The sequence below is a fragment of the Sphingomonas sp. LM7 genome, assembly GCF_002002925.1.
GTDB lineage: Bacteria > Pseudomonadota > Alphaproteobacteria > Sphingomonadales > Sphingomonadaceae > Sphingomonas.
The window spans coordinates 1419810-1437587 of the sequence record NZ_CP019511.1 but is presented as its reverse complement, the minus strand read 5'-3'; the positions used below and the strand labels follow the sequence as shown (position 1 = coordinate 1437587).

Sequence of the window (17778 nt, the reverse complement as noted above, 5' to 3'; positions counted from 1 at the left end):
CGCCGACGAATATCGCTGGAACGGCAGGACCCGGATTCATGCGTTCTTGCTCCGCGGATGGAGCGAGCCCGATAACAGGATTGCTCAGCGGTTCTAGCGGAAATTGGCCCTGTCGAACGACTTAGCACGGACTCTACGCGCCATCGCCACCCGGCACCGTTGCGTTCGGAAGGTGCGGGCTATCTGCCCCGCGTGCCCCGTAAGGTGTTCAATACCGCCAGCGCGGCGATGCCGACGAACGCGGCGCTGGCCCAGGGGCGCGCCTTGGCGAAGCTCTTCGCCTTTTCGGTGAGCGGAGCATCTCCGGAAAAATGCGTGCGAAAATCGTCGGTCAACGCAGTCTTGCCGTTCGATGTTTCGGTCCCGCTCGGGTCGCTCATGAACTATCTCCGCCGGGCGCGGAGTGCGCCGGTGGTCCATCAACGCGCGAAGGGCCGCACGGTGCCCATAGTATTCCGTCGGACTGCGCTAGGGACGACCCGGTTCCTCGATCGCGTTGGGCACCTCGGCGGTTGCACGCTGTTCGATCAGCGCGCGAAGCTGCTTACGAACGGTGGTCCCGCCCAGATGGGCATCGACATTGCTGAAATTCTCCGCCGTGAGCTTCCGGCGAATCTCCTCGATGTCCCGGCAGCTGCTCCCACGCGCAAGCTCGAAGGCGCGCTCCATAAGTGTTTTTCGTATCATCCGCGCATCCTAGGCGAGGCGAGGCTCGCCGTCACTGATGCATAATAAGGCCAGTCCGGGAAGCCCGGCGCAGTCCGCCCGCGCGCCATTAGGTCCGCCCCCTATCGAAGCATCTCGCTATATCGACGCGCCTGCCTGAGACGCTACGCTCCCCAGCGCATATAACATTCACTCATAAGAGAATTAGTATTGAAAGCCGTCCGGCTTTGCGTCATCTTCCCACCATCGTGCCGAAGAGCGCGTGCAAGGAGAGCGAGCTTGGGGAGGAATCCGATGACGAATAGTGCGTGGCGGCTGGGCGCTTCGGCGCTGGCATTGATGTGGTGCGGCGTGGCGCTCGCACAGACGGCGCCCGCCCAGGATGGGGCTGGCGAAACCGAGGCGGCGCAGGACGAAGGCGGCGAGATCGTCGTCACCGCGCAGCGCCGCAACGAAAACCTGATGACCACGCCGATGGCGGCATCGGTGCTGTCGGGCACCCAGCTCGATCATAAGGGCGTCGCCAATGTCGACGCGCTGCAGTTCGCAATGCCCAGCATCGTCGTCAACAATTTCGGCCAGGGCAACGACTTCAACGTCCGCGGCATCGGCAAGGCCGAGCACAACACCCAGACCACCACCGGTGTGATCACCTATCGCGACGGCGTGCCGACCTTCCCGGGCTATGTGCAGGGCGAGCCCTATTACGACGTCGCCAACATCCAGGTGCTGCGCGGACCGCAGGGCACGATCGTCGGCCAGAACGCCACCGGCGGCGCGGTGTTCGTCAATACCAACGATCCGGCGATCGGCGGCGGCTTCCACGGCTACGTCAATGTGAACTACGGCAATTACAACGATGCAGGCGTGCAGGGTGCGGTCAATCTGCCGCTCAGCGATACCTTTGCCGCGCGCGTCGCGCTCTATAGCCAGCGCCGCGATAGCTTCTACAACATCACCGGCCCGGGCGGCGCGCCATACCAGTTCGAGGAAGGCAAGGTCGGGATCATGGCGGGGCGGATCAGCTTCCTGTGGAAGCCGACCGACCGGCTCTCGCTGCTGTGGAAGACCGATGTCGGCCATCTCGACATGGGCGCCTATCCCGCAACGCCGTTCGCGACGCATTTCGAGACCCTGCCGGGCACCAACACGCCCAATCCGAACCATCGCGACTTGTTCGACGTCCAGTTCAACACCCCCCAGGCGGCGCGCGACGAATTCGTCCGCTCGATCCTGAAGGGCGAATATGAGTTCGGCGGCGGCGTGAAGCTCCGCACGGTGTCGAGCTATCAATGGGCTAACACGATGTACCGCGCCGATCTGGACGGCACGGCGACGGGGATCAGCACCTTCTACGACAGCGTCGACGAGCAGCAGATCACTCAGGAAGTGAATTTGATCTCGCCCGACAACCAGCGCTTCACCTGGCTGCTCGGCGCGTTCGGGCTGTGGAACGACTATTATTTCCGCAAGCCGTACCAGTTCATCATCGACACCGCCTATCCGTTCAACCTGCCGGCGGCGCAGTATAAGCTGCAGGGCACCAATCCGACGCGCTCGCTTGCGGCATTCGGCCAGATCGGTTTCAATCTCACACCCAATCTGAAGATCGAGGCGGGCGGCCGCTATACCGCAAGCCGCTCCACCAATCATATCGATGTGATGCAGTACGGCGCGTATATCCGCCAGGATCAGACGGTGAAGTCCGACAATTTCTCGTACAAGGTGTCGCTCGGCTGGAAGGCCGGCGAGGACCAGTATCTCTATGCCTTCGTCGCGACCGGCTTCCGTCCTGGCGGGCTCAACGTGCCGGTCGGCCTCGGACTTCCTGCGCCGTTTGAGCCGGAGGAAGTCACATCGTACGAAGCGGGGTGGAAGGCCAATTGGGCGGACGGCAAGGTGCGCACGACGCTCACCGGCTTCTACAACGACTACAAGAACTTCCAGGTAATCATCGGCTATCCGACCTTCCCGACCTTCGGGATCGAGCTCAACGTTCCAGGGAGCACCAAGATCTATGGCGGCGAAGCCGAAGTGGAATTGCGCTTCGGCGGGCTGACGCTGGATGGCGGCGTCAATGTGCTGCGCAGCGAACTCGGCACTTTCTTCGCGACCGATCCGCGCGCGGCGAGCGTGCTGCCGTGCAATCCCAATACGGGCCCGGCGAGCGTCTCGTGCCTCAACCTGGCGGGCCGGCGGCAGACCTACGCGCCGAACCTCACCTTCAATCTGGGCGCGACTTATGATCTCTTGCTCGGCGACGGCGACAAGATCACGCCGCGCGTCAATTTCGGCCATGTCGGCGATCAATGGGCGACCTTGTTCCAGAACCCCGCCCGCGGCGACCGGATAGAAGCCCGGAACATCCTCAACGCTCAGTTGGCCTGGCAGCACGATACTTGGACGGTGACGCTCTACGGCACCAACCTGACCGATCAGCATTACCCCGCCGCACTCAATAGTGGGCTCTACTTCGCCGGGCCGCCGCGCCAGTACGGCGTCAAGTTGCTCAAGCTTTTCTGAGTCTCCCTCGGCCGTCGGATGCTCCCTCGTCCGGCGGCCAGTTTGTATCCTCTCGTGACGATGGTTTCATGCAGCCCTACGGCCTGACGATAGACAAATTCCTCGATCATGCCGCCAAATGGTTCGGCGACCGCGAGATCGTCGAGGCCGATGCCGGGCGAGTAGTGGCGCGCTTCGGCTATGCCGAACTGCGCGACCGCAGCAATCGCATGTCGGGCGCGCTCGCCGCGCTCGGGCTGCAGTTCGGTGACCGGGTCGGCACGCTCGGCTGGAACACCCGGCACCATCTCGAACTCTATTACGCGGCGATGGGGGCGGGGCTGGTGTGCCACACGCTAAATCCGCGACTGACGCCCGCGCATCTCGCGGCGATGATCAACGAAGCGCAGAACCGCGTGCTCGCAGTCGCGGCGGACCTGCTGCCGCTTCTGCGCGAAGTCGCGCCGCTTTGCCCGACGATCGAAGCGGCCGTGGTGATGGATGCCCTGCCCCCCGATACGCAGCCCCTCGGGTCGCACCCTGCGCGTATCTGGGCCTATGAAGCGCTGCTCGCCGAGAAGGGCGCGCCATACGTCTGGGGTGCGTTCGACGAGAATGCGCCGGCAGGGCTCTGCTACACGTCCGGCACTACCGGCAGCCCGAAGGGCGTGATCTACACCCACCGCTCCAATTATCTGCACACGCTGCGTGTCCTCCAGGCCGATGCGATGGCGATCACCAGCCGCGACGCGGTGCTGGTCGCGGTGCCGATGTTCCACGCCAATGGCTGGGGCCTGCCCTTTGCCGGGGCGGCGGCGGGCGCCAAGCTGGTGCTGCCGGGCCGCACGCTCGACGGAGCGAGCCTCGCCGCGCTGATCCGCGACGAAGGTGTGACGATGGCGGTCGGGGTGCAAACGATATGGCTCGGCCTTGCCGATCACCTCGACGCCGCGGGGGGCACGCTGCCTTCGCTCGAGCGCGTATTGATCGGTGGATCGAGTTGCCCCGACGCGCTGCTCCGCAGGCTGGAGGAGCGCCTGGGCTGCAAGGTGCAGACCAGCTGGGGCATGACCGAGCTTTCCCCCACCGGCACGGTCGCGCCGCTGCACGCGCTGGGCGACTCGCGTGCCTCGGGCCGGCCGCCGATCGGGCTCGACCTCAAACTGGCAGACGCGGAGGGCAATGCGCTGGTCCCACAACGGGGTATTCTCGGCCATCTCAAGGTCAAGGGGCAGAGCGTGATCGAGCGCTATTTCCTGTCAGAAGATTCCGCGCTCGATGACGAGGGCTATTTCGACACCGGCGACCTCGCGATGATCGATGCGGAAGGAAACCTCACCATCTGCGGCCGCGCCAAGGACTTGATCAAGTCGGGCGGCGAATGGATCAACCCGACCGAGATCGAAGTCATCGTCGGCGCGCATCCGGCGGTGCGGCATGTCGCGGTGATAGGGCGCTCGGACGTTCGATGGGGCGAGCGCCCAGTGCTGATCGTCGAGACCGACGACGCGCAGGATCCCGGCGCGCTGCTCGGGCTGCTACGGGGCAGGGTGGCGGATTTCTGGATCCCGAGCGAAGTCGCCGAGATCGCCGCGATGCCGCTGGCGGCTTCGGGCAAGATCGACAAGCAGCGCCTGCGCGCGGACTATGCCGAGGGGCGCATCGCCGGAGTCAGGGTAGGGCGTTGAACCATTCCCCTCCCTGCAAACAGGGAGGGGAGCTTTGATCGCCAAGCGCTATTCGCAACCCGCCGCCTTCCCCGGCAGTTTCGGCGAGGCCAGCCCCACGTTCCAGTTCCAGGCAACGCCCGCAGCCCGCCGCCGGCACACTACCGCCTCATACTGGTCGTACATCCCCGGCATCAGCCCGGCCTTCGCCTGCGGAGTATGGGCAATGTGCAGGTAGTTGCGCTTGTCGCCATAGGCCGGCCAGCCCGGCCCGGCCGCGCCGCTCTTCGCGAAGTTCGCCCAATAGCGCATCATATTATCGGACAGCGACCGATCGCTGTCAGGCACTTGGGGCCAACGCGGTGGCGTGCCGTCGAACGTGCCGAACACGTACGGAATCTCGCTGGCGTGGAAGGCGTGGAGCCCGGCCTGATCCATCGCCGGATATCCGTGATCGAACAGATAGAGATAGGATGGCTGGCCCAATGCGGTCTGCTTGCGCGCCAGCCGCTCGGAGGTCCAGCCGTAGAGCGCGTCGCGCGTGGTCGCGAGGGTGCTCTCCCTATAGTCGGCCGCCGGATAGAGCTTCAGGAACGCATCGGCGAAGTCGCCATAGCGTTCGCGGATCGCCTTCTCATAGTCGGCCGCGCTCTCGGGCGCCTTGGGCGCGAGCATCATCAGCGAGCGGATCTCGCCCTGGTTGAACCCGGCGAGGACCGGCACCGGCGCCTGCTTGCCCTTGTCGAAACTGGTCACCATCTGTTCGGGCAGCACCAGCCCATCGACCGCGCCGAAGGGGAAGAAGCCGAGCTTGGCGGCGCTGTCGGTGATCTTCTGCGCGTCCATCCCGCGCAGTGCCGCCAGCGTCGGCGCTTGCACCCCGGCGGAGAGCATCTGCCCCACTGCCTCTGCCGAGGGCGCGCCGTACGCGCTCTTCTTGAGCTCGGGCATCGCAACCATGTACGCGCTCTGCGCGATCGCCTTCGCGAACATCCCGCGCGCGAGTGGCGATTCCATCAGGAACAGCACGCTCAGCCCGCCCGCGGATTCGCCCGCGATGGTCACATTGGCAGGATCGCCGCCGAACGCCGCGATATTGTGCTTCACCCAGGCGAGCGCGGCCATCTGGTCGAGCAGCCCATAATTGCCCGATACCTTTTGCGGCGACTCCAGGCTCAGCGCCGGATGCGCCAGCCAGCCGAGCACGCCAAGACGATAGTTGATCGACACCACGATCATGCCCTGCTCGGCGAGGCGCTTGCCGTCGTACATCGGCTCGCGGCTCGATCCCGTGACCAGCGCACCGCCATGGACCCAGAAGAACACTGGCGCCTTTTTCGCATTCGCAGGCGCCCAGACGTTGAGCGTCAGGCAGTCCTCGCTGACCGGCAGCGGCTCGGCGGGCGAATAGACTGACGGAGTCTTGCTTTGCGGCTGGACGCAGGCCGGACCGAAATCGGTGGCGGCGCGCACGCCTTTCCACGGCTGCATCGGTGCGGGCGGACGCCAGCGCATCCCGCCCACCGGCGGCACGGCATAGGGAATGCCCTTGAAGCTGCGGATGCTCCCGTCGAGCGTGCCCTGCACCGATCCCGAAGGCGCAGCGACGGTCGGCGCCTGGGCGAGGGCAGGGGATGCGCCCAGCGCCAGCGCGGCAAAGGCGGCGGATTGGAGCAGCTTCATGCGGGGACGACCTTTCCGGCGGGAGTCTCGGCGCGGAGGATGCGCGCGAGCCAGAGGAACAGTGCGATGGCGATCAGGTAGAAGGGCGTGAGCGTGAACAATGCGGTCTGGAGCGAGTGAGTCGAGCCCTGCGCCTTGAACCAGTCGCTCGCCGCGCCGACCCAAGTCGGGCCGAGACCCAGGCCGATGAAATTCATCACCAGCAGCAGCAACGCGCCCGAAAGCACGCGCTGATCGGGGCGAACCTCTTCCTGCACCAGCGCAACCGAGGCGGAGAGGTAGAAGTAATTGAAGAACATCACCACAGTCAGCAACGCCAGCGCGAGCTGCCAGCCCGGCGCCCAGACGAACGCGACATAAAAGGGCAGGGCGATGGCCAGCGATACCGCCGGTGCAATAGCATAGCCGGTGCGCGAAACGCCGGTCAGCCGGTCGATCACGCGGCCCGATACGACCATGCCGACACCCATGCCGAGCGCCACTGCCAGCGCGTACCAGAGCGCGATCTGCTCGAGCGTCATCCCCTTCTCGCGGATCAGGAACAGCACCGCGAAATTGCCGAGACCATAGGTGACGAACTGGGTCGCGCCGCTGCCCAATGCGGCGAGCATCAGCACGGGATGGGTGAAGAACATGCCCACCGTGCCCCAGAACGGCGCCTTGGCCTTGGTCAGCACAGGTCCGGTATCGGTGGCGCCGCGCTTGGGCTCGCGGACGATGAACGGCACGACGGCCGCGGTGATGATCCCGATCACGCCGATCGCGATGAACGCGTCGCGCCAGTCGAACGCTGCGGCGATCGAAGCGCCGAACGCGATGCCCAAAGCTGCGCCGATCGGCGGCCCGAGATTGTAAATGCCGAACGCCGTGCCACGCTTGCCCGGCGGGAAAGTGTCCGAGATGATCGCATAAGAAGGCGGCACGCCGCCTGCTTCCCCGAACCCGACCAGCATCCTCGCGACGACGAGCTGGGGGTAAGTCGCCGCGAACCCGCACGCCATCGTCGCGCCGCTCCAGATCGCGCAGGCGAGCGAAAGCACGCCGACGCGGTGCGTGCGATCGGCGAGCCAGCCGACCGGAATCGCGATGAAGCAATAGAAGAACGCGAAATACAGCCCGCCGATCAGCCCGAGCTGGCCATCGGTGACTTGGAGCGAATCCTGAATCGGCTTGGCGAGGATGCCGAGCAATTGCCGGTCGAGGAAATTGAGCACATAGACGAAGGTGAGCGTGACGAGCACGATCCATCGGCGATTGCCGGGGGCCTCAGGTTCCACGCATCCTCTCTCTCGGCGGTTATGTCCGCCGTTGCCGCCATCATGCGGGCGGGCCGGTCGCGCTGTCAACACACACTATCACGCGTGTGAATATCCCTGCCCGGGCTTGACGGTCGCCTCGTCACACCGGATGGAATGACGGGTGACGGAAGCAGCCAAACCCATTCGCCGGTCGCGCAAGGCCGAGCAGCGCGCCGAGACGATGGAGCTGATCTACGATGCTGCCGAGGAGCTGTTCTCGCAGCACGGTCTGTACGGGGTGACGCTCAAGGACGTCGCCAAGCAGGTCGGCGTCCACCACACGCTGCTCAATTACTATTTCGCCGACAAGAAGGCGCTGTTCGACGCGGTGTTCGCGCGCCGCGCGGTGGTGACCAGCGAACGGCGGATGCAGGCCCTCGAAGCATATGAGGCCGTGGCCGGCGACAACCCCACGGTCGAAGGCGCGCTCCGCGCATTCCTCGACACCGATCTCGACACCTATATCGAGGGCGGCGAGGGCTGGAAGAACTACGCCAAATTGGGTGCGCAAGTCGCCAACACGCCGGCCTGGGGCGCCGACCTGATGGACGCGCATTTCGATCCGGTGGTGCTGCGGCTGATCGCCCTGCTCAAAAAGGCGCTGCCCGGTTGCGCCGAGCAGGACATCTTCTGGGGCTATCACTTCGTCACCGGCGCGCTGATGCTCACGCTCGCCCGCACCGGCCGCATCGACAAGTTGTCGAATGGGCTGTGTCATTCGGACGATTTCGCGGCGGTGAAGGAGCGGATGGCTTCGTTCATGGCCGCGGGCTTCCTCACCATCTGCAAGAAATAGCCGCTTTTTTCAACGCCAAGCGCGCATCTGAAATATTAGCTATCTTGATAGTGAATGTATTTGCCGCTACGATTGGGGCATCAGAACAAAGGGGAGGGCAAGGATGTCGCTGGTGGGTCGGGTAGCGATCGTGACGGGATCCGGGGGCGGTTTGGGACGCGCGCATGCGCTGTATCTGGCGCGGCAGGGCGCGAAGCTGGTGGTCAACGACCTCTCGCAGGACAGCGCGGATACGGTTGCCGCGGAAATCGTCGCCGCCGGTGGCGAAGCAGTCGCGATCGCAGCATCGGTCACCGATGAGACCGCCATCGCCGCGATGGTCGAGCACGTGCTTCAGCGCTGGGGCCGCATCGACATCCTGGTCAACAATGCCGGCATCCTGCGCGATAGGAGCTTCACCAAGATGACGATCGACGACTTCCGGCTGGTGGTCGACGTCCATCTTATCGGCGCGGCGATCTGCACCAAGGCAGTGTGGGAGACGATGCGCGGCCAGCAATATGGCCGCATCGTCATGACCACTTCATCCTCGGGGCTCTACGGCAATTTCGGCCAGGCCAATTACGGCGCCGCCAAGATGGCGCTGGTGGGGCTGATGCAGACCCTCGCGATTGAAGGCGACAAATACGGCATCCGCGTCAATTGCCTCGCGCCCACTGCTGCGACGCAGATGACGCACGGCGTGCTCTCGGAAGAAAGCCTGATCCTGCTCGCGCCCGAACTGGTGAGCCCAGGCCTGCTGGCGCTGACCGGCGAGGATGCACCGACACGCGCGATCCTCTGCGCAGGGGCAGGTAATTTTGCGACGGCGCATGTCACGCTGACCGAGGGGCTGTACGCCGGCGCGGGCGACGATGCCGGCGCGCGGGTCGCGGCGAAGTGGGATACGGTCTCCGCGCGCAAGGACGAGATCGTCCCGGCCTATGGCTTCACCCAGGCCGAGCGTGAGATCGCCGCTGCGGGCGCGCCTAGCCTGGTTGCGGCGACGCTGCGATGACTGGCTGAGCCGAGCCGCCGCCGACCGGGCCGGTGCTTTCCCGGATGACCAACTCATGCGGCAGGGTGACTTGCCGCGTCGGGTGCTCGGTGCCGCGCAATATATCGACCAGCAATTCGACTGCCCGGCGCCCGATCAGCCCCTTAGGCTGGGCGACGGTGGTAAGCGCGGGCTGGAAGAACGAGGCAAAGGGAAGGTCATCGAAACCCACGACCGAGACGTCGCCCGGGCAGGAAAGTCCGGCACGGCTGATCGCGCTGAGCGCGCCCATCGCCATTTCGTCGCTGAAGCAGAATATCGCAGTGACGTTGCTGGCGAGCAGATCGACGGCCTGGTCGAAGGCCGCGCGCGCGGAATAGTCGCCGGTTCGCACCTCCAGGCGATCCTGAAGGCCGTGACGTGTCGCGGCGCCGAGTGCTCCGCCAAGGCGGTCGCGGCTGATCGGGCTGATTGGCGGTCCGGTAATGATGCCGATGTCGCGGTGGCCTAGCGCGATCAGATGCTCGACTGCGTCGTCGCTCGCCACGGCATTGTCGATATGCACGCTGGGGACGCCGATTTCCGGGCTGTATTCGCAGCCGTTGACGATCGGTGCCGCCGGGCCTTGCCGCGAGAGGAGCGCACCCAGGCTTTCCGGCAGGCGATGCCCGAGGAAAATCAGCCCGTCGACTTCCCGGCGCGACAGCATCTCGGCATATTGGTCCTCTACCTGCGGGTCGTGGCGGGTGTCGCCGACGACGACTGCATAGCCGGCGTCGCGCGCGGCTTCCTCCGCACCGCGGATCACGCTGGCGAAGAACGGGTTGGAGATGTCGGGCACGGTCAGCAGGATCTTGGCGGCGCGCAAGGTTCGCAATGTCCGCGCCGCGACGTTGGGCGCATAGCCCAGCGTCTGTACCACCTCGAGAACGCGCTGGCGGGTCGGTTCCGCCACGCGTTCGGGGCTGCTTAGCACGCGGGAAACCGTGGCGGTGGACACGCCGGCCATCGCGGCGACTTCGATGATCGTCGGCATTGCGCCTTCATGTAGCGTGTCGGAGAACGTGTCGACAGATATCCGATGTAATCCTTTACATCGGACTTTTACCTCGATAGCTTTCGAGTCGAAAAGCAGCGAAACTGCATAAAGGGAGGATGGCGCATGGCCATTGCGGAAGGCGCATCGACGGGCGCGGTACGCCCGGGATCGGCACTGCTGACGGGGCGTCTCAGCGCGCTGATGTTCATGCAGTTCTTCGTTTGGGGCGCCTGGGCGGTCACGCTCGGGCTGGTGATGCAGACCGTCGGGATCGGCAGCTTGATCGGCAATGCCTTCTCGGTCGGCCCGATCGCATCGATCGCCGGTTCCTTCCTGCTCGGCATGGTCGCTACGCGCTATCTAAGCCCGAAAATGCTGATGGTGATCCTGCACCTGATCGGCGGCGCGATCCTGTTCGCGCTGCCCTCGCTGATCACGCCGGAGGGCGGCGGCAGCTTCGTTTGGCTGCTGCTGGGCTATATGATCCTTTATATGCCGACGGTCGGGCTCGCCAATACGATCGCACTAAAGAGCTTCGGCGATCGCACGGACAAGTTCCCGTTCGTGCGTGCGTTCGGTACCCTGGGCTGGATCGTCGCAGGGCTGATCATCGGGTGGCTCGGACTGTCGGCCAGCCCGCAGATATTCACTGTCGCGGCAATCGTCTCGGTGGCGCTTGGCCTGTACAGCTTCACCTTGCCCAACGTCGCGCCGGACGCGCCGCGCGACGAAAGCGTGCTCCGTCAGGTATTTTGCGTCGAGGCGTTCGGCCTGTTGCGGCAGCGCTCGTTCCTCGTCTTCATCGTGTGCGCGACGCTGATCTCGATCCCGCTGGCGATGTATTATGCCTATGCGTCACCTTATGTAGGCGCGGCGGGGATCGAGAATGTCAGCGGCACGCTGGCGATCGGGCAGATGTCCGAGCTGGCGTTCATGTTCTCGATGCCCTGGCTGTACCGGCGCTTCGGGGTCAAGCCGCTGCTCCTCGTCGGCATGGCGGCGTGGGCGTTGCGCTACGCGCTGTTCGCGATCGGCGATGGCGGCGCTGGACTATGGGCGGTCTATCTCGGCGTCGCGCTGCACGGCATCTGCTACGACTTCTTCTTCGTCGCCGGCGCGATTTATACCGGCACGATCGCCACGCCGAAGGGCGTCAACGCGCAGGCGCAGGGTATGCTGACGCTGTTCACTTATGGCGTCGGCATGCTGCTCGGCTCGCAGATTGGTGCGTTGCTCTACGAGCAGTTGCCCGCGACGCCGACGATTACCGACTGGCAGGGCATGTGGTGGTATCCGGCGATTGCGGCGGGGGTGATTGCGTTGCTGTTCCAGCTCACCTTCCGCGACAACAGCAGGACGGAGGCCGCGGCATGAAGGCGATGAAGGGCCCGGGAATCTTCCTCGCGCAGTTCCTCGGCGATGCAGCGCCATTCGACACGCTTGAGAATCTCGCCCGATGGGCGGCCGGGCTTGGCTATACCGGCGTCCAGATCCCCTGCGATCCGCGGCTGATCGACCTTGCGCAAGCGGCGGAGAGCCAGGGCTATTGCGACGACCTCAAGGGCATGCTGGCCGGGCACGGCATTGAAGTCACCGAATTGTCGACGCATCTCCAGGGCCAGCTCGTCGCGGTCCACCCTGCCTATGACGAACTGTTCGACGGATTCGCTCCGGCCGAGCTGCACGGCAAGCCCGCCGAACGCCAGGCCTGGGCAGTCGAGCAGGTCAAGCTGGCCGCGCGGGCCAGCGCCAATCTCGGCCTGTCGGCGCACGCGACCTTCTCCGGTGCGCTGGCATGGCCCTATGTCTATCCGTGGCCGCAGCGCCCGGCCGGGCTGGTCGAAGAAGCGTTTGCTGAACTTGCGCGGCGCTGGCTACCGATCCTCGACGTATTCGAGGACGCCGGCGTCGATTGCGCCTTCGAGATTCATCCGGGCGAGGATATCCACGACGGCGCCACCTGGGAGCGGTTCCTTGCCGCGGTCGGCGCACATCCCCGTGCGCGGATACTGTTCGATCCGTCGCATTATGTGCTGCAGCAGCTCGATTATCTCGACTTCATCGACCGCTATCACGACCGCATCTCGTGCTTCCACGTCAAGGACGCCGAGTTCAATCCGAACGGGCGTACGGGCGTCTATGGCGGCTATGAGAGCTGGGTGGATCGCGCCGGGCGCTTCCGCTCGCTCGGCGACGGGCAGGTCGATTTCACGGCGATCTTCAGCAAGATGGCGCAATATGGCTATTCGGGCTGGGCAGTGCTCGAATGGGAGTGCGCGCTCAAGCGCTCCGAGGATGGCGCCCGCGAAGGCGCGCCGTTCATTCGCGACCATATCATCCGGCTGACCGAGCGGCCTTTCGACGATTTCGCGGCGAGCGGGGCCGATCGCCAGGCGGTCCGGGCGCTGCTCGGGCTTTCCTGATGACTGCGCGCGCGCTTCGGCTGGGCATGGTGGGTGGCGGGGAAGGTGCCTTTATAGGCGCCGTTCACCGCATGGCGGCCGCGCTGGACGGCGAGTGGCGGTTGGCGGCGGGCGCGTTCAGCACCGATGCCGGGCGCAACGCGCGGACCGGCGACGCACTCGGGCTCGACACCCGGCGCGTCTATGAATCGTTTGACGCGATGATCGCGGGTGAGCGCGCGCTGCCCGCCGATGCGCGGATCGATGCGCTCGCGATCGTCACGCCCAACCATCTTCATGCGCCGATGGCGATCGCTGCGCTCGAAGCCGGCTTCCATGTCTTCTGCGAAAAGCCGATGGCGATGAGCGTCGCGGAGGCGCGCGCAATTGCCGACGCCGCGCGGGCCAGCGGCCGCCGCTTCGCACTCGCCTTCACCTATAGCGGCTATCCCCTGATCGAAGAGGCGCGGGCACGCGTGGCGCGCGGCGACCTGGGCAAGATCCGTCTGATCCAGGCGGAGTATCTACAGGGCTGGCTCAGCGAGCCGATCGACAATGCCGGCAACAAGCAGGCCGAATGGCGGACCGATCCGGCGCGCGCCGGGCTCGGCGGTTGTCTGGGCGATATCGGTACGCACGCCTTCCAGCTTGCCGAGCATGTTTCGGGTCTGCAGGTCGAGTCGGTGTCCGCCGAACTCACCACCCATGTGCCAGGCCGCCGCCTGGACGACGACGTCAGCGCTCTGCTGCGCTTCGCGGGCGGCGCGCGCGGTTTGCTCAAGGCGAGCCAGGTTGCAGCAGGCGAGGAGAACGGCCTCAAGCTGCGCATCCACGGCGAGCGCGGCGGGCTCGAATGGTCGCAGATGGAGCCCAATACGCTCGTTTTGCGTTGGCTCGATCGTCCGGCCGAAATCGTTCGTGCTGGCGGACCCGGGCTGCAGGACGGCACAGCGAAGCTTTTGCGCACCCCCTCTGGCCATCCCGAAGGCTATATCGAAGCCTTCGCCAATCTTTACCGCGCCTTCGCCGCGGCGATCCATGGCGGCGACGAAGATCGCTGGTTCCCGAGGGTCACTGACGGACTTCGTACGATGCTGTTCATCGAGGCCGTGATAGCGAACGCAGAATCGGACCAGAAATGGACCATGGTTGATCCGGGAGAGAATGAATGAAGCTTCTCGCGTACCTGGGAGCGGGGACTGTCGCTGCGGCGACGCTTATGGTCGCCGGCGCACCCACAATCGCACAGACCGCGCCGGCAGCGCCGCCGCCGGCATTCGCCACCTGCAAGGCGTGTCATACCGTGCAGAAGGGCGGCAAGAACGGCCTGGGCCCCAATCTCCACGGCGTGGTCGGGCGTGTTGCTGCCTCGACGCCCGGCTTCAACTATTCGCCGGCGATGAAGGCGTCGAAGCTGCGCTGGGACGAGAAGACGCTCAGCGAATATCTCGCGGCACCCGGCAAGAAGGTCCCCGGCTCGCGCATGCCCATCGGCATGGCCGATCCGGCGAAGCGCGCGGCGATCATCGCCTATCTCAAGGCGGAAGGCGCGAAATGATCGTGGTGCGCGCTTGACGGTCTCGCGCCGAACCCTGCTGGCTGCGGGCGCCGCTTCGACGCTCGCGCCGGCGCTGGCGGGCGCGCAGGGCCGCGCGTCGAATGCGGCGCGCTTCTCGCTCGGCTATGCGCCGCACGAGGGCAGCTTCGCCAGCCGTGGCGGGCGGATCGAACAGATCGCCTTTGCCGCCGATCAGGGGTTCACTGCCTGGGAAGACAATGAGGCGCGCAGCCGCACTGTCGCCGAGCAGGAGCAGATGGCCAAAGCGCTGCGCGACCGCGGCATGAAGATGGGCGTGTTCGTCGCCAGCATGCCGAAATGGGCGCAGTCGCGGCCCTTGCTCGGTGCCAATGACGATGCCGATCGCGAGGCCTTTCTCGCCGACATCCGCAGCTCGATCGACGTCGCCAAGCGCCTCGACGCGAAGCACATGACCGTCGTCACCGGCTTCCTGGACCCGAAGGTGCCGCAGGACATACAGACCGCGCGCGTCATCGACGTAATGCGCCGTGCGGGCGACATCGTCGCGCCGCATGGGCTGGCAATGGTGATGGAGCCGCTCAACACGCGGACCAATCATCCCGGCGTATACATGCAGACGATCGCGCAGGGCTTCGCCATCGCGCGCGGCGCGAACAGCCCCGCGGTCAAGATTCTCGCAGACTTGTATCACGAGCAGATCCAGTCCGGGAATTTGATCCCCGCGCTGGAGATGTGCTGGAGCGAGATCGGCTATCTCCAGTTCGGCGACAATCCGGGCCGCAAGGAGCCGGGCACGGGCGAGATCCATTATGCCAACATCGTCAAATGGTTGCGCGCGCGCCGCTATGCCGGCGTGATCGGCATGGAGCATGGCAATTCGATAGCCGGACGCGCGGGCGAAGACCGCCTGATCGCCGCCTATCGCGCAATCGATACGCAATGAGGGGAGGGAGGATGACCGCCATCCGCACGAAATTGGGCCTGCTCGCAAGCGCCGCCGCCTTGGCCGCGCTTCCGGCTGGCGCACAGGATAAACCCGGGTTCAAGGACACGCCGGTGTTGCCTGACGGCAAATGGCGCGTCCATGATGCCGACCGCCCGGCGCCGGTAATGGTGACTCCGGCCGCAGCTCCCGGCGGCGCACCTGCCGACGCAGTCGTGTTGTTCGACGGAACATCGACCGACGCCTGGCGCGCCGACCGCGGCGCCTGGCCGGTTGCAGACGGCGCGATGACCATCCCGTCGCGTGCGGCAAGCGGCGGCGAAAGCAACCTCGTCTCGAAGCAGAGCTTCGGCGACGTCCAGCTCCATCTCGAATTCCGCTCGCCCAATCCGCCGACCAAGGCCTCCCAGGATCGCGGCAACAGCGGCATCTGGTTCATGCAGCGCTACGAAGTGCAGATCCTCGATGGCTATCAGAACCCGACCTATGCCGACGGCACCGTCGGCGCAGTCTATGGTTGGAGGCCGCCGCTGGCGAATGCCGCGCGCAAGCCCGGCGAATGGCAAAGCTATGACGTGGTGTTCGAACGGCCGCGCTTCGCCGCCGACGGCAAGCTGGTCCGTCCGGCCTATGTCACTGCGTTCCTGAACGGCGTGCTCGTCCAGAACCATCAGGCAATGCTCGGCACCACCGTGTGGCGGCAAGTCGCCGGCTACAAAGCGCATCCCGACGCCGCGCCGATCCAGTTGCAGGATCATGATTCGCCGGTGTCGTTCCGCAACATCTGGGTTCGTCCGCTCCCCGAAGCGGCGATCGATCTGGGAGGAGAGGGCAAGTGATCGACCGTAGAACCGCGCTGGCCGGCGTGGTCGGCATGTTCGGTGCCGGGCTGTTCGCGCCGATCGCGCGCGCCGCCGCCGCCGTGCAGGGATCGAACATACCGGTGATCAGCGAGGGGCCGCCGAGTGTGACGGTGTTCAACCCCGCCCAGCGCGCGTTGATGACCGCGCTCAGCGAGCGCGTCATCCCGACCACCGACACCCCCGGCGCGATCTCCGCGGGCGTGCCGGCCTATATCGAAAAGCTGCTCGCGGACTGGGCCAAGCCCGAAGACCGCGTGCCGATCGTTGCCGGGCTCGACGCGATCGAGGCGCGCAGTCAGCAGGATTATAAGGTCCCGGCCGCGAAGGCGACCGCGGCCCAGCAGGATGCACTGCTCACCCTCGCGATGAACGAGCAGCTGCCCTCAAGCGGGAAGTTTTTCGAGGCGTTCCGGCAGCTCGTCATCACCGGCTATTACACGTCGGAGATCGGCATTACCCAGGAGCGCGAATATCTGCCGGTGCCCGGCGAATATAACGGCGCCTTCCCCTATTCCCAGATCAACAAGGTGTATTCCGCATGATCCTCAGCCGCAGAAATCTGCTCGCCGGTGTGGGCGCGGGCACCGCGCTCGGCCTTGCCGGTTTTCCGATCCTGGCGGCTTCGGCCGCGCAGCTCAAGGCGATCGGGATCCAGCTCTACACGGTGCGCGACATCTTCGAGAAGGACCCGGTGGGCACGCTCGAGAAGATCGCCCGCATCGGCTATCGCGAAGTCGAATATGGCGGTGGCGGCTACGATGCCATGGACCACGCGTTGCTGCGCAAGACGATGGATCGGCTGGGGCTGCGCTCCCCCTCAGTCCATATCGGCTATGACGCGCTGCTCCAGAAGTTCGACCAGTCGGTGGCGATGGCCAAGACCCTCGGCGCCGACACCGTCGTGCTGCCGTATATGACTGACGAGCACCGCACCGAGGCTGGCTGGCAGGCGGCGCTTCCCAACTTCAATCGCTTCGCCGCGGACCTGAAGAAGGTCGGGCTGAGCTTCGCCTATCACAACCATGACTTCGAATTCACCGCCAAGCCGGGCGGCGTCAGCCTGTTCGACCGGTTCCTGAGGGAGACCGATCCGGCGCTCGTGAAGGTCGAGCTTGACCTATATTGGGCGATCTTCGCCGGCGAGAACCCTGCGGCGCTGATCGATCGGCTCGCCGGCCGGCTCTACGCCTATCACGTCAAGGACATGCGCGCCGACCGCAGCATGGCCGCCGTAGGGCAGGGCACGATCGATTTCGCATCGCTGTTCAGGCTGAAGGGCAGCACCGGGGTCCAGCATTTCTATGTCGAGAACGATCGGGCGCCTGCGCCCTATCTCCCCGACATCACCACCAGCTTCCACACGCTCCACGCACTGCGTTTCTGACCGGGCATCGAAAGGGAAA

The 17778-nt window shown here is 65.3% G+C and carries 17 protein-coding genes; 12 read left to right on the top strand and 5 right to left on the bottom strand.

Going from position 1 to position 17778, the window contains the following annotated elements:
* Window positions 1–179: 179 nt before the first annotated feature.
* Both BXU08_RS06625 and BXU08_RS06620 read right to left on the bottom strand, forming a co-directional pair.
* Complete coding sequence (locus BXU08_RS06625; protein WP_077509341.1) at window positions 180–380, bottom strand: hypothetical protein; 201 nt, start codon at window positions 378–380, stop codon at window positions 180–182.
* Window positions 381–468: 88 nt separating this feature from the next.
* Window positions 469–687, bottom strand: a complete 219-nt coding sequence (locus BXU08_RS06620) for a hypothetical protein (protein ID WP_171982443.1) — start codon at window positions 685–687, stop codon at window positions 469–471.
* Between the two features lie 273 nt (window positions 688–960).
* On the opposite strand from BXU08_RS06620, the gene BXU08_RS06615 reads away from it, so the two are divergent.
* Together BXU08_RS06615 and BXU08_RS06610 are read left to right on the top strand one after the other, a co-directional pair.
* Window positions 961–3189, top strand: coding sequence for a TonB-dependent receptor (locus tag BXU08_RS06615; protein ID WP_077509339.1), 2229 nt, complete (start codon window positions 961–963; stop codon window positions 3187–3189).
* 68 nt (window positions 3190–3257) lie between these two features.
* A complete protein-coding gene (locus BXU08_RS06610) occupies window positions 3258–4856 on the top strand; it encodes an AMP-binding protein (RefSeq protein ID WP_077509338.1) in 1599 nt (532 codons plus the stop codon).
* 48 nt (window positions 4857–4904) lie between these two features.
* On the opposite strand, the gene BXU08_RS06605 is transcribed toward BXU08_RS06610, so the two are convergent.
* A complete protein-coding gene (locus BXU08_RS06605; RefSeq protein WP_077509337.1) occupies window positions 4905–6518 on the bottom strand; it encodes a carboxylesterase/lipase family protein in 1614 nt (537 codons plus the stop codon).
* A complete protein-coding gene (locus tag BXU08_RS06600) occupies window positions 6515–7795 on the bottom strand; it encodes an MFS transporter (protein WP_216352903.1) in 1281 nt (426 codons plus the stop codon). Before BXU08_RS06600 ends, BXU08_RS06605 begins: the two co-directional genes overlap by 4 nt.
* Window positions 7796–7937: 142 nt before the next feature.
* Between BXU08_RS06600 and BXU08_RS06595 the strand changes: the two genes are divergently transcribed.
* Both BXU08_RS06595 and BXU08_RS06590 read left to right on the top strand, forming a co-directional pair.
* Window positions 7938–8612 carry a TetR/AcrR family transcriptional regulator gene (locus tag BXU08_RS06595; protein WP_253190531.1) on the top strand — a complete coding sequence of 225 codons (675 nt, stop codon included), beginning with the start codon at window positions 7938–7940 and terminating at the stop codon, window positions 8610–8612.
* Between the two features lie 103 nt (window positions 8613–8715).
* The gene (locus BXU08_RS06590; protein WP_077509335.1) at window positions 8716–9609 is read left to right on the top strand and encodes an SDR family NAD(P)-dependent oxidoreductase; all 894 of its coding nucleotides are present in this window, start codon (window positions 8716–8718) and stop codon (window positions 9607–9609) included.
* Here BXU08_RS06590 and BXU08_RS06585 read toward each other — a convergent pair.
* The gene (locus BXU08_RS06585) at window positions 9581–10624 is read right to left on the bottom strand and encodes a LacI family DNA-binding transcriptional regulator (protein ID WP_077509334.1); all 1044 of its coding nucleotides are present in this window, start codon (window positions 10622–10624) and stop codon (window positions 9581–9583) included. The two genes, BXU08_RS06590 and BXU08_RS06585, sit on opposite strands and share 29 nt — an antisense overlap.
* Window positions 10625–10750: 126 nt before the next feature.
* On the opposite strand from BXU08_RS06585, the gene BXU08_RS06580 reads away from it, so the two are divergent.
* From BXU08_RS06580 to BXU08_RS06545, 8 genes are read left to right on the top strand one after another with little or no spacing between them, the layout of a single operon-like run.
* Window positions 10751–12001 (top strand): MFS transporter, encoded by a 1251-nt coding sequence (locus BXU08_RS06580; protein ID WP_077509333.1) that lies wholly within the window; start codon window positions 10751–10753, stop codon window positions 11999–12001.
* Entirely contained in the window at window positions 11998–13050 is a 1053-nt protein-coding gene (locus BXU08_RS06575; RefSeq protein WP_077509332.1) for a sugar phosphate isomerase/epimerase, read from the top strand. The genes BXU08_RS06580 and BXU08_RS06575 overlap by 4 nt, the downstream gene beginning before the upstream one ends.
* The gene (locus tag BXU08_RS06570) at window positions 13050–14201 is read left to right on the top strand and encodes a Gfo/Idh/MocA family protein (protein ID WP_077509331.1); all 1152 of its coding nucleotides are present in this window, start codon (window positions 13050–13052) and stop codon (window positions 14199–14201) included. Before BXU08_RS06575 ends, BXU08_RS06570 begins: the two co-directional genes overlap by 1 nt.
* Window positions 14198–14587, top strand: a complete 390-nt coding sequence (locus BXU08_RS06565; protein WP_171982442.1) for a cytochrome c family protein — start codon at window positions 14198–14200, stop codon at window positions 14585–14587. Before BXU08_RS06570 ends, BXU08_RS06565 begins: the two co-directional genes overlap by 4 nt.
* A 13-nt stretch (window positions 14588–14600) precedes the next feature.
* The gene (locus BXU08_RS06560; protein WP_077509330.1) at window positions 14601–15512 is read left to right on the top strand and encodes a hydroxypyruvate isomerase family protein; all 912 of its coding nucleotides are present in this window, start codon (window positions 14601–14603) and stop codon (window positions 15510–15512) included.
* Between the two features lie 11 nt (window positions 15513–15523).
* A complete protein-coding gene (locus tag BXU08_RS06555) occupies window positions 15524–16351 on the top strand; it encodes a DUF1080 domain-containing protein (protein ID WP_077509329.1) in 828 nt (275 codons plus the stop codon).
* Window positions 16348–16917, top strand: coding sequence for a gluconate 2-dehydrogenase subunit 3 family protein (locus BXU08_RS06550; RefSeq protein ID WP_077509328.1), 570 nt, complete (start codon window positions 16348–16350; stop codon window positions 16915–16917). The genes BXU08_RS06555 and BXU08_RS06550 overlap by 4 nt, the downstream gene beginning before the upstream one ends.
* Entirely contained in the window at window positions 16914–17759 is an 846-nt protein-coding gene (locus tag BXU08_RS06545; protein ID WP_077509327.1) for a sugar phosphate isomerase/epimerase, read from the top strand. Before BXU08_RS06550 ends, BXU08_RS06545 begins: the two co-directional genes overlap by 4 nt.
* Window positions 17760–17778 lie beyond the last annotated feature (19 nt).